The organism is Pseudomonas syringae (assembly GCF_001698815.1).
GTDB lineage: Bacteria > Pseudomonadota > Gammaproteobacteria > Pseudomonadales > Pseudomonadaceae > Aquipseudomonas > Aquipseudomonas syringae_A.
Map to the genome: position 1 here is coordinate 22,392 of NZ_LGSI01000054.1, position 12,165 is coordinate 34,556.

A 12,165-nucleotide genomic window follows, 5' to 3' on the forward strand; every position below is an offset into this window, starting at 1 on the left:
TACAAGCTCCGCGGGAGGTGCGCACATCCGCAAAATCACACATGAAGTCAATGTCGGTGTTGGTAAGGGAAGCAATGAAATCACTGTGGTGCCAAGCGCACCTTTAGGAAGGAAGAATTATATGAAGCTAACCCTAGCTGTTGTGCTGCTCTCCAGTCTGATTTTGCAAGGCTGCGCTTTCGCACCCGGGCAGCACATGACTCCAAGTGACGTTGAAAAGAAAGACCCGGACGGTCCGGATGTCCATCTGGTCAACATAACTCCGCTAACGCTGAAACAGCAGCGACAGCAAGCAACGGCCGCCACCAAGGCATTGCCAACCGAACTGCTGAACTACAAGACTCCCGAGTACATCGTGGGCCCAGGTGACACACTGTTGGTGATCGTCTTCGAACACCCAGAGTTGACCGCACCCGGTTCCCAGGACCAACTCGATGCCAACAGCCGGGAAGTATTGAGCGACGGCACGCTCTATTTCCCGTATGTCGGCAGAATCCAGGCAGGTGGCAAAACAGTCGGGCAGATCCGCGAACAACTGCGCATGGGCCTGTCGCCGCAGTACACCGAGGTCAAGGTCGACGTCAAAGTCCTGCGCTACAACAGCCAACGCGTATTGCTCTCCGGCTCCTTCAAATCCCCCGGCCCGCAATCGATCACCAATATCCCGTTAAGTCTGGTCCAGGCAATCAGTACTGCTGGTCTTGACCTGACCGATGCCAACCTCGCAGGTCTGACCCTGCGCCGCGATGGCAAGGACTACGTGATCGACGTCGATGCACTTAACCGCAAAGACTCGCAGCTGAGCAAAATCTTTCTCAAGAACGGCGATTACCTGCACCTGAACAGCAACTCGAAGAACAAGATCTACGTCATGGGCGAAGTCCAGCGACCGCAGGTCATTTCCTTCGGCACCACCAGCGTGACACTGCTTGAAGCCCTGGGTAATGCCGGCGGCCTGAGCCCGGACAGCGCTGACGGTGATGCGGTGTATGTGATTCGCGGAGCCGACAATCAGGCGAACGTCGGTGCCACTGTCTACCACCTCAATGCCGAAAAACCGACCGCCTACATTCTGGCCAAAGACTTCGAACTGGCCGCTCAGGATGTGGTGTTCGTAGGCCCGGCCAACATCACTCGCTGGAGCCGCTTCGTCAGTCAACTGCTGGGCTCGGCCAACGTCATTCAGACCGGCGCTGCGTTCCGCAACTGATTCCTCGGCACTTACACAACAGAGCTACAGAACATCCCCGCATATGCCGACTGCGGGGATTTTTTTTGCCTGCGATCTGGCGGGCAAGCAAGGCCGCCAAGTGTTGCCCAGGCAACAGTCATTCAACAGTTAATCATCCATGCAGCACTGCGCGTATTCACCAGAGATTTGAGAATTCGATATTAAGTCTTTAAATTCAGTCAGTTAGGTTTATTCAGAGAGCTGGCATGCATGCTGCTTTATCACACAGACGCTTTAGTAAGGAATACCGCATGTTAGTCGTTTCACTCTCCGGCAGCCCCGCTCTCAAATCCCGTTCCGGCGTTGTACTTGAACACGCACGTCGCTGGCTACAGAACCATGGCGTGGATGTCACCACGTTGCGCATCCGTGATTTCAACGCAGAAGATTTGCTGTTCGGGCATTTCGACAGCCCGCAAGTGATCGACTTTATCGAAGCGGTTAAAAAGGCCGATGGCCTGCTGATCGGCACACCGGTCTACAAGGCGTCGTTCTCCGGGGCGCTGAAAACCCTGCTGGATCTGCTGCCGGAGCGCTCGTTGCACGGCAAGGTCGTGCTGCCATTGGCAACCGGCGGCAGCATCGCCCACATGCTTGCCGTGGACTACGCACTCAAACCGGTGCTGTCCGCACTCAAATGCCAGGAAGTTCTGCATGGGATTTTCGCCATCGACACGCAGATCAGCTACGCCGACAACGAACAGGGCGGCGAGCTGGACGAGATACTGACCGAACGGTTGCATGAAGGCCTGGAGCATTTCTATCTCGGCCTGCAACATCGCCTGCAAGCGCGACAGAAGCAGGCTGGCGGACATCTGCGCCTGGCGTTGTAAACGTCGACTCAGCCTTCCAATAGCGGATACAACGACACCACCAGCAAGGTTGCCATCACGCCATTGAAAACCCGCAGCCAGAACGGATCACGCAGGGCGTTGCGCAACAGGCTGCCGCATCCGGCCCAGACGCAGACACTCGGCGCGTTGATCAAGGCGAAAATGGCAGAAATCACCACGACGTTGGTGAAGTAACCCTGCAATGGTGTGTAAGTGCTGATCGCGCCCACCGCCATGACCCAGGCTTTGGGGTTGACCCACTGAAACGCCGCCGCTTGCAGAAAGGTTTGCGGTTTGCCCTCATGGCCATCTGCATCCGAAGCCGGGCCGGAGGTCGCGATTTTCCAGGCCAGGTACAGCAGATAAGCGGCGCCGGCATAACGCAATACGGTGTACAGCAACGGGTAGGTCTTGAACGCTGCGCCCAAACCCAGGCCGACTGCGAGCACCAGGCTGAAAAAGCCGGAGCTGATACCGAGGATATGCGGGATCGAACGGTTGAAGCCGAAGTTCACACCAGAAGCCAACAACATCATGTTGTTCGGACCGGGTGTAACCGAGGTGACAAACGCAAACAGTGCGAAGGCCAGCAGTAAATCGAAAGAGAGCGTCATGAACCGATCCGTGGAGTTAAGGGCAGGCCAGCAACCCTAGCGGAGCGTCAGCTCAAAACACACGAACAGTTGGGTAAAAGTTGGAGCAGTACAGTCTGTGATTTACTGCGACTGCTCGCGACTGTTATAGAGACTCAACCTTGACGATCCTGGCTGACTTCCGCGCGTTCGACGCTGATCTCACCGTGATTGTCGAAAGCACGCACCGCTTGCAGCGTAGGTTCGGACATCAACTGGGCTTTTCTGGCTTGATACTCGTCGAACGACAAACCGCGACGGTTCAGGTCTTCAAGGGCCAACTGATGGGTTTCTTCCGCGGTGTAAGGGCGCAGTTCGACAGCGTGGTGGGTCGAGCAACCCGAAACAACAGCGACGGAAAGTAACAGGGCAACGGCGAGAATACGGTTCATGGGAGTCTCCAATATGACTCGTTCGGGAATGAACCAAGGCTACGCCCGCCACCGTTCTTGCAGAAATCACTGCTCTTGATAGTCGTTATTGTCGGGGGGAGGAATTAGCTTCTGTAGGAGCGAGGCTTGCCCGCGAAGGCGATCATCCAATCACTTCTGTGCTACCCGTAAAAATGCTATCGCGGGCAAGCCTCGCTCCAACGGCCCCTGGGTTGCAACTTCACGTCAACCACTGCCACAACAGCAACGTCCCCACCAGGCCAACCACCGAGACAATGGTCTGCAATACGGACCAGACCAGAATGGTCTCCTTGAGCTTGAGGCCGAAGTATTCGCGCACCATCCAGAAGCCTGCGTCGTTCACATGGCAGAAGAACACCGAACCGGCGCCAATCGCCAGGGCCACCAGCGAGCTTTGCGTCGTAGCCAGACCAGCCATCATCGGCGCCAGAATGCCTGCAGTGGTGGTGGTTGCCACGGTTGCCGAACCGGTGGCTTGACGCAGCGCCACCGCGATCAGCCAGGCGAGCAGCAAATACGGCATGTGCGCGCCTTCGGCCACCTTGCTGATGGTCTGGCTCACGCCAGCGTCCAGCAAGGTTTGCTTGAGGCCGCCGCCCGCTCCAATGGTTAGCAGCAAAACCGCAATTGGCGCGAGGCTTTTACGCAAAGTGCCGCCCACATCTTCTCGGGAAATCCCGTTGGCCCAACCCAGGCAGATCACCGCCGCTACCACCGCCAGACCGAGTGCAACCAAAGGTTCACCGAGGAACTTCAAGGTCAGCGCCGCAGTGCTGTGCGGGTCCATGGCGACTTTTGCCAACGTACTACCGAGCATCAGAATCACTGGCAGCAGGATAATCAGCAGGGAAACACCGAAGCTCGGCTGGCGCTTGGCCGTTAGCTTGGCTGAAAACAATTCCCCCAGTTCAGCGGGCTCTTTGACATCAAGGCGTTTGGACAGCCAGTTGCCGTACAGCGGGCCAGCCAGTATCACCGCCGGAACCGCGATGCAGAATCCCAGCAACATGGTCAGGCCCAGATCGGCATGCAACGCACTGACTGCAATCAGCGGTCCAGGATGCGGCGGCATCAGGGCATGCAAGGTAGTCATGCCCGCCAGTGCCGGAATGGCGATTTTCAACAACGGCTGATCGGAACGCCGGGCCATCACGAAAATGATCGGCACCATTAACACCAGGCCGACTTCGAAAAACAGCGGCAGGCCAATCACCATGGCCACCAGCGCCATGACCCACGGCAGCGCGCGACCCTTGCCGAACCCCAGTAACGTGGTGGCGATACGATCCGCCGCGCCGGATTCGGCCATCAACGCCCCGAGCATTGCCCCCAACGCGATGATCAAACCCGCCTCGCCCAGAATCGCGCCAGCGCCTTTGCTAAACGCCTTGGCCACTTCTTCTGGAGGCAAACCGGCACCGACGCCGGCAATGAACGTCCCGATCAGAATTGACAGGAAAGGCGGAAGTTTGGTGGCGCTGATCAGGACGATGATTGTGGCGATGGCAATCAGGCAACAGATAATCATACGGGTGTCATGCACAAGCCAGGCGGCTGAAGACGCATCCAAAGGGTTGACTCCTTTTCACGGGTTTCGGCAGAAACATTTAGTTGTAATTTTGCTGCACGATACCGGAAGGCCCTTGGGACCAATGTGAATTTTGTGACAGTTTTGCCAGCCGACCCTTGCTCTAGAGCGCTTCAAGCCGGGGCTGTTGCGACTGCGCGCATTCGATCAAGACATCCCGAAGCGCCTGGGCAGCGGCCGATAGCTTGTGATCGGCCAGCATCATCAGACCGATGCGCCGCTCGATACGCGGTTCGACCAGAGCAATGCAGCGCGCACCCAATTCCTGCATCTGCTGAATGCACAACGACGGTACAGCGCTGACCCCGAGCCCGTTGGCCACCATGCGTCCGACCGTCGACAATTGATGACTTTCGAACGCCACCGACAATTTTCCGTGCTGCGCTTCCAGACTCTGCTCCAGCAGCAGACGCACGGCGGAAGGCCGTTGCAGGGCAATGAAGTCTTCTTTCAACAACTCCTCCCAGCTCAGCTCGGCGCGTTGGGCGAGGGGCGAATCCAGCGGTACTACGGCGACGAAGCGGTCGGTATAGAACGGCGTGAACACCAGCGAGTTGCCCGCCTCGGGCTCGAAGCCGATGCCCAGCTCCACCCGCCGATGACGAACCATCTCCAGCACTTCTTCGTTGATCAGGTCATGCACCGCCACGTTTACCCGTGGGTAGCGGCTGCGAAACACCTTGAGCGCGCCGGGAAGCAGGTTGCCCGCAAAAGAAGGCATCGCCGCCACCGACACCCTGCCCAGTTGCAAGGTAAAGCGCTGACGCAGCAGCTCTTCGGCGTTATCCCAATCGGCCAGCAACTGCCGCGCCAGCGGCAACAACGTTTCGCCCTCCGGCGTGAGGCTGACGCTGCGCGTGGTGCGACTGAGCAGCTGCCCACCCAAATCCTCTTCTAGACTCTTGATGGTCAGGCTCAGGGCCGGTTGCGAAAGGTGCAGCCGTTCCCCCGCCTGGGCGAAGCTCAGATGCTGCGCCACGGCCAGAAAAGCTCGAAGCTGCTTCACGTTCATATATTTGTTTTCTTTATTAATCCATCAGAAAAACAAAATTAACAAATCATTGGTCCCGAGAGAAGATGCAGCGAACGCTCCTCCGACGCCCAGGCAGTCGGTAACAACTATAAAAGGCGGATCAATCATGGCTGGACTCGACAAACGAGTTGCGACTTATCAAGAAGCCCTCGCTGGGCTGACCGACAACATGACAGTGCTTTCCGGTGGATTTGGCTTGTGCGGCATCCCGGAAAACCTCATCGCAGAAATCAAACGCATGGGCGTCCGAGGCCTGACCGTTGTTTCCAACAACTGCGGCGTCGATGGCTTTGGCCTGGGCATCCTGCTCGAAGACCGGCAGATCCGGAAGATGATCGCCTCCTACGTGGGTGAAAACGCCCTGTTCGAGCGCCAGTTGCTCAGCGGCGAACTGGAAGTCGAACTCACTCCCCAAGGCACCCTGGCTGAGAAAATGCGCGCCGGCGGCGCCGGCATTCCCGCTTTCTACACTGCAACCGGGTACGGCACACCGGTGGCCGAAGGCAAGGAAACCCGTCAGTTCAATGGCCGCAATGTGATTCTTGAAGAGGCAATCACTGGCGACTTCGCTATCGTCAAAGGCTGGAAAGCCGATCACTTCGGCAACGTGGTCTATCGCCACACCGCACAGAACTTCAACCCGGTGGTCGCCACCGCAGGCAGGATTACCGTGGTCGAGGTTGAAGAAATCGTCGAGCCGGGCGTGCTGCTGCCTTCCGAAATCCATACGCCTGGCATCTACGTCAATCGGGTGATCCAGGGGACTTTCGAGAAGCGCATCGAACAGCGCACCGTACGCAAAGCCTGACGCCATCGCTTTGCGTTCTTCCGGCGCTTGCTTGTGCAGGCTGCGATAAAACAACAAAGAGATTTCAGACCATGGCACTTTCCCGCGAACAAATGGCTCAACGCGTCGCACGCGAACTCAAAGATGGCTATTACGTGAACCTGGGCATCGGCATTCCGACCCTGGTCGCCAACTACGTGCCTGACGATATCGACGTAATGCTGCAATCGGAAAACGGCCTGCTGGGCATGGGCGCTTTTCCAACCGAAGAAACCATCGATGCCGACATGATCAATGCCGGCAAGCAAACGGTGACCGCACGTATCGGCGCATCGATTTTTGACTCGTCGCAATCCTTCGCCATGATCCGCGGCGGCCACGTGGACCTCACCGTCCTGGGCGCTTTCGAAGTTGACGTGGAAGGCAACATCGCCTCGTGGATGATTCCCGGCAAACTGGTCAAAGGCATGGGCGGCGCCATGGATCTGGTGGCTGGCGCCGACAACATCATCGTCACCATGACCCACGCGTCAAAGGACGGCGAGTCCAAGCTGTTGGGCCGTTGCAGCCTGCCGCTGACCGGCGCTGGCTGCATTCGCAAGGTGCTGACCGACCTGGCTTACCTGGAAATCGAAAACGGCGCGTTCATCCTGCGCGAACGTGCGCCGGGGGTCAGCGTTGAAGAAATCATCGCCAAGACCGCTGGCAAGTTGATTGTTCCGGATGATGTCGTGGAAATGACGTTTTAAGCGACCGCAATACTAGTTTTGACCTGTAGGAGCGAGCTTGCTCGCGATAGCGATATGTCAGCCCACACATTTGTCGGCGGATATAACGCATCGCGAGCAAGCTCGCTCCTACATGTTTTGGTTTCACCCCCTAAAAATAAATCCAAGAGGTAAACCCCGTGGCCGCCGATATCGAAGAAAGCCGCTATGCCCGTTTTGCCCTGCGTTGCGCGAAATTCGCGGAACGCTGGTTTCCTGACTCCTGGGTATTTGCTGCGCTGGCGGTGGTCATCGTCACGGTTGCGACCCTGGCCATGGGTGCCCGCCCCGCCGAGGCGGCCAAGGCGTTCGGTGACGGTTTCTGGAGCCTGATCCCGTTCACCATGCAGATGGCCTTCGTGGTGATCGGCGGCTATGTCGTCGCCAGCTCACCGCCAGCGGTCAAGTTGATCGACCGTCTGGCGCGCATCCCGAAAAATGGCCGCTCGGCCGTGGCCTGGGTGGCGCTGATATCCATGGTCGCCTCGTTGCTGAACTGGGGCCTGTCGCTGGTCTTCGGTGGTCTGCTGGTGCGCGCGCTCGCCCGTCGAACCGACTTGCGCATGGATTATCGCGCTGCCGGTGCGGCGGCGTATCTGGGCCTCGGCGCGGTCTGGGCATTGGGCCTTTCTTCATCGGCGGCGCAACTGCAAGCCAACCCCGGCAGCCTGCCTCCGTCGATCCTGGCCATTACCGGGGTCATTCCGTTCACCGAAACGATTTTCCTCTGGCAGTCCGGCGTGATGCTGGCGGTGTTGGTCATCGTCTCGCTGGTGGTGGCTTATGCCACGGCCCCCGGTCCGAATAGCGCCAAGGATGCCAAGGCCTGCGGCGTCGATCCGGCTTTCAGCCTGCCAGCCCTGCCGCCGCGCAGCCGTCCCGGCGAATGGCTGGAATACAGTCCGCTGCTGATTATCCTGATGGTATTGCTGGCGTCCGGCTGGCTGTTCAACGAGTTTTCGACCAAACCGGCCATCACCGCGATTTCCGGCCTGAACACGTATAACTTCCTGTTCATCATGCTCGGCGCGCTGCTGCACTGGCGTCCACGCAGCTTTCTCGACGCCGTCACCCGCGCCGTGCCCACCACCACGGGCGTGCTGATCCAGTTCCCGCTGTACGGCTCGATTGCAGCATTGATGACGACGGTCAAAGGCAGCGACGCGCAAACCTTGGCGCATCACATCTCGACGTTCTTCACCAGCATCGCCTCCCACGATACCTATGCGTTGCTGATGGGTGTCTATTCGGCAGTCCTGGGCTTCTTCATCCCGTCGGGTGGCGGCAAGTGGATCATCGAAGCGCCCTACGTCATGCAAGTCGCCAACGAGCTCCAATACCACCTGGGCTGGGCGGTGCAGATCTACAACGCTGCCGAAGCCTTGCCGAACCTGATCAACCCGTTCTACATGCTGCCACTGCTGGGCGTGCTGGGTCTGAAAGCCCGCGACCTGATCGGCTTTTCGTTCGTGCAGTTGCTGGTGCATACGCCGCTGGTACTGTTTCTGTTGTGGGCGCTGGGTAAGACGTTGAGCTATATCCCGCCGATGATGCCGTGACTTGAGTTCGCAGCCACGCCTTGCGCATGCATGTGCCAGGCGTGGCAACTCGGGCAATCCGGGTTAATCAACTGCCTCATCGCCGTAATCCAGGGCGGCAACCTTGCCCAGCAACTCACGCAGTTCACAGGCTTGCTGTTTGCCGAGTCTGGTTTCAAAACACTGCTGAGCCTCTTCCCACAACGCCTGGGATTCGAGCAGTTTATCCACGCCACACTGGGTGAGCCGCACACGACGGCTGCGTCGGTCGTCGGCATCGACCTCGACCGACACCAGCCCGTCACGCTCCAGCGGCTTGAGATTCTGCGCAAGCGCCGAGCGATCGATGACCAGAATCGCCGCCAGTTCAGTCATCGCCGGGGCCTGGTGGCGGGCAATCTGGATCAGGATCGAGCGCTGGGTCGAACGCAAACCACTGGGCGCCATGACGGCATCGTAGAGCTGGGAAATACGCCGGGTTGCCTTGCGCAAACTGGTGGCGTGACAAAGCACTTTGGGTGGCACCCGCAAACTGTCGGGAATGTGCAGCTCAGGTGCAGTATCGGGGCGATGATTCATAAAATTTCCTGCCGGGAAACATCAGTCGGAAGTGGCACAGACCGGAATGCTGGCACAGCCTGGCGCATTGCGACACTCACAGTGTGAAAGCTGAACACATCAAGATCGCTCATGAACCCCGTCCAGTCGGCCCCGACCAATTACCGCCCCGGTCATCGCCCGGAGCAATTGCGTGCGATTCGGCGGACTTTCGAAATACAAGGCGCGATCAAGTGCCAATAACTGAAAGCTGTAGCGGTGCGGACCGTGGCCGCGTAACGGGCTTGGCCCTGAATAAGTGGTGCTGCCAAAACTGTTGCGCCCCAGCGTCACCAACCCACGAGAAGCGCTGCTCAACGCGCCGACCGGCAAACCGTTGAGTTCCGGCGTGATACCGACGGCAATGGCATGCACGAAGGCAAACGGCAGCGCGGCATCGCCGTCTTCGATGATCAATGCCAGCTCTTTGGTGCCGGGCGGCAAACCGCTCCACTCAAGGGCTGGCGACAAATTACCGCCTGCGGCCGAACCCACATGCGATACCGGAATCTGCTGCATCGACGCGAATGCCGGACTGCGCAGGTCAATGTTGACCGGCGCAAACGCCACCGCTTTCTGGTTCCAGATCAGTTTGTTTTCGGTCGCACTGCGCCCGCGCAACACTCGACCCAACAGACGACTCAGCATGTGACTTCCCCGGCTCATGGCAACAGTATGTAGAGGACGATAGCCCTACCCCGCCATTTACAGAAGCGTTGTCTCTGAGTCGACTTTTTGCAAACAGCCTTGAAGCCATTCGTTGGAGCGAGACTTGCCCGCGAGTCGGAATTCCAGTCGACATACTTATCGTCTGAATTGACGCCTTCGCGGGCAAGCCTCGCGCCAACAGGTCAGAGCGAGATCAGCGACGGCGGCACTCCAGGCAGGCGCCCAGGAAAGCTGCAGCCAGCGGCGGCAGACTTCCCGCCAGAGCAGCGCGCTCGGGCTGGAACAGGCTGGCGACGAAAAACGGATGGCCTTGCAGTTCGATGGCGCGGATCTCGCCGTTTTTATCCCTGCCGCTGACGCCCAGCGCCCCGGCAAACAGCTCCTGTTGCAGTTCCGCCCGCAGACCATAGCGACACTGATAGCACTCGGCGATATCCAGTTTTCCATACGCCTGGGCAATCAAGGAACCGGGGCGCAAACAGATGTCAGCAACAACCTCCAGCAGCGAGCAAGTCAGCGGTGTGATGATCGCGTTGGCTGAGTCAGGTGCAGTTTCCGCGTGCTCGGCGTCCTGCCAGCCTAATACGTTGCGAGCGTATTCAATCAACGCATGCTGGAAGCCGCCGCAAGTGCCCAGAAACGGCAGCGGCCGTTCTCGGGCATATCGAATCGCCGTGAGCGCGCCGTTCATGTCCAGATAAGGACTGGCCGGCACACACCAGATTCCGTCAAAACCGGTCAGTCCAGCGCCATCCTGGACCTGCGACGTCGGTACCCAGCTGTAATCCACTTGCACGTTTGCGGCACTGGCGGCCATCTCCAGCGCGAGCGGAATCGCCCGATGCGCCGGCACACCTGCGTTGTAATCCCCGACCAAGGCAATGCGTACCGTATCGCCCGCCTGACTCACCTGTTCCATGCCCTGCTCCCTGATGGTGGCAATCTATTGTTGATCGCCCGCCCGGGACTATATGCTGGCGTTCACGCAAGCAAAATTGGCATTCAGACAAGTGATCAATGCACCCGCGCACTATCGACTCAATCATTCTGACCTCGCATTGATCCTGGCGCTGGTGCGTGGCAAGACGCTGGCGCGGACCGCCGAACTGCTCAAGGTCGATGTCTCTACCGTGTTCCGCTCGGTGCGGCGGCTTGAAGCAGCACTGGGCAGTGCGCTGTTCGACAAGAACCGAGCCGGGTACCGGCCGACCGGAGCGGCGCTAACCCTGGCCAAGCAGGCCGAAGATGCCGAGCAGGCGCTGGAACTGGCGCAAATCAGCCTGGAACAGGGTCGCGAAGTGGTCAGCGGCACGGTGCGCCTGACATGTACCGAAGCGGTGTTGCAAAGCCTGTTGCTGCCTGCGCTGACGCGTTTCATGCCCGGTTACCCGGCCCTCAAGCTGGAGCTCAACACCTCCAGCACGTTCGCCAACCTCAGCCGCCGGGACGCCGACATCGCCTTGCGGCTAACCACCAGTCCGCCGGAGCATCTGGTGGGCAACCGGCTCGGAACGGTGTCCTACGTGCTTTGTGCAAGTACGGATTATCTGCAGCGGATCGGCCATGACGAGCCTGCCCTGATGGACTGGATCGCTCCCGACGATTTTCTCCCCGACCATCCCACCGTCACCTGGCGGCGACAGCAATTGCCCGGCATCAATCTCGCCTATCGTTGCAGCTCGATGATGGCGGTAGCCGAGTTGGTCAAGGCGGGAATGGGCATTGCGGCGCTGCCGGACTTTCAGCTGGCCAACAGTCCACAGCTGCAAACGCTGGGTGAACCTCTGGCCGGTTATGACAGCGCTCTGTGGCTGCTGACCCGCCCGGATTGCCGCGCCCTGCGCTCGGTGTCGGCGTTGTTTACCGAGTTGACGCGGGGGATTCGCTTGCCGCAGCTGTGAGAGCACTGGGTGCGTTAAACCTGTGGGAGATTCTATGTTTGGGAGCAACCCCCAGACGCCGCCGACGTGTTGTCTGAACCAACGTCCTCCCGGATAAATCCGTTCCTACAAGACCCCATCGATTTCAAAATCGTGGGAGCGAATTTATTCGCGAAGGGGCCGGGATCGGTTCCGAC

General features: G+C 58.9%; 13 protein-coding genes. 6 read left to right on the plus strand and 7 right to left on the minus strand.

All coding sequences use genetic code 11. From position 1 onward, the window contains the following. The first annotated feature begins 121 nt into the window (after positions 1-121). Positions 122-1,210 (plus strand): polysaccharide biosynthesis/export family protein, encoded by a 1,089-nt coding sequence (locus AFK24_RS19000; protein ID WP_065834697.1) that lies wholly within the window; start codon positions 122-124, stop codon positions 1,208-1,210. Between the two features lie 272 nt (positions 1,211-1,482). After that, a complete protein-coding gene (gene ssuE / locus AFK24_RS19005; protein ID WP_065834698.1) occupies positions 1,483-2,064 on the plus strand; it encodes an NADPH-dependent FMN reductase in 582 nt (193 codons plus the stop codon). Between the two features lie 8 nt (positions 2,065-2,072). On the opposite strand, the gene AFK24_RS19010 is transcribed toward ssuE, so the two are convergent. The 4 genes from AFK24_RS19010 to AFK24_RS19025 form a co-directional block, all read right to left on the minus strand. Next, the gene (locus AFK24_RS19010) at positions 2,073-2,678 is read right to left on the minus strand and encodes a LysE family translocator (protein WP_065834699.1); all 606 of its coding nucleotides are present in this window, start codon (positions 2,676-2,678) and stop codon (positions 2,073-2,075) included. A 134-nt stretch (positions 2,679-2,812) separates the two neighbouring features. Next, positions 2,813-3,088 carry a hypothetical protein gene (locus AFK24_RS19015; RefSeq protein ID WP_065834700.1) on the minus strand — a complete coding sequence of 92 codons (276 nt, stop codon included), beginning with the start codon at positions 3,086-3,088 and terminating at the stop codon, positions 2,813-2,815. A 220-nt stretch (positions 3,089-3,308) separates the two neighbouring features. Further along, positions 3,309-4,679, minus strand: coding sequence for a gluconate:H+ symporter (locus AFK24_RS19020; protein ID WP_065834701.1), 1,371 nt, complete (start codon positions 4,677-4,679; stop codon positions 3,309-3,311). 121 nt (positions 4,680-4,800) lie between these two features. Further along, positions 4,801-5,709, minus strand: coding sequence for a LysR family transcriptional regulator (locus AFK24_RS19025; RefSeq protein WP_065834702.1), 909 nt, complete (start codon positions 5,707-5,709; stop codon positions 4,801-4,803). Positions 5,710-5,836: 127 nt separating this feature from the next. On the opposite strand from AFK24_RS19025, the gene AFK24_RS19030 reads away from it, so the two are divergent. The 3 genes from AFK24_RS19030 (at position 5,837) to AFK24_RS19040 (ending at position 8,843) form a co-directional block, all read left to right on the plus strand. Next, the gene (locus AFK24_RS19030; RefSeq protein WP_065834703.1) at positions 5,837-6,538 is read left to right on the plus strand and encodes a CoA transferase subunit A; all 702 of its coding nucleotides are present in this window, start codon (positions 5,837-5,839) and stop codon (positions 6,536-6,538) included. Positions 6,539-6,609: 71 nt separating this feature from the next. After that, the gene (locus tag AFK24_RS19035) at positions 6,610-7,266 is read left to right on the plus strand and encodes a CoA transferase subunit B (protein WP_065834704.1); all 657 of its coding nucleotides are present in this window, start codon (positions 6,610-6,612) and stop codon (positions 7,264-7,266) included. 158 nt (positions 7,267-7,424) lie between these two features. Continuing rightward, on the plus strand, positions 7,425-8,843 hold the full coding sequence (locus tag AFK24_RS19040; protein ID WP_065834705.1) for a short-chain fatty acid transporter: 1,419 nt from the start codon (positions 7,425-7,427) through the stop codon (positions 8,841-8,843). A gap of 63 nt (positions 8,844-8,906) precedes the next feature. Here AFK24_RS19040 and AFK24_RS19045 read toward each other — a convergent pair whose 3' ends face one another. The 3 genes from AFK24_RS19045 to AFK24_RS19055 form a co-directional block, all read right to left on the minus strand. After that, on the minus strand, positions 8,907-9,401 hold the full coding sequence (locus tag AFK24_RS19045) for a MarR family winged helix-turn-helix transcriptional regulator (protein ID WP_065834706.1): 495 nt from the start codon (positions 9,399-9,401) through the stop codon (positions 8,907-8,909). A 99-nt stretch (positions 9,402-9,500) separates the two neighbouring features. Next, on the minus strand, positions 9,501-10,067 hold the full coding sequence (locus tag AFK24_RS19050) for a YbhB/YbcL family Raf kinase inhibitor-like protein (RefSeq protein ID WP_065834707.1): 567 nt from the start codon (positions 10,065-10,067) through the stop codon (positions 9,501-9,503). Positions 10,068-10,281: 214 nt separating this feature from the next. Further along, positions 10,282-11,007, minus strand: coding sequence for a CTP synthase C-terminal region-related (seleno)protein (locus AFK24_RS19055; protein ID WP_065834708.1), 726 nt, complete (start codon positions 11,005-11,007; stop codon positions 10,282-10,284). A gap of 52 nt (positions 11,008-11,059) precedes the next feature. On the opposite strand from AFK24_RS19055, the gene AFK24_RS19060 reads away from it, so the two are divergent. Then, positions 11,060-11,989: a LysR family transcriptional regulator gene (locus AFK24_RS19060; RefSeq protein WP_065834709.1), complete on the plus strand. Its 930-nt coding sequence runs from the start codon at positions 11,060-11,062 to the stop codon at positions 11,987-11,989. Positions 11,990-12,165 lie beyond the last annotated feature (176 nt).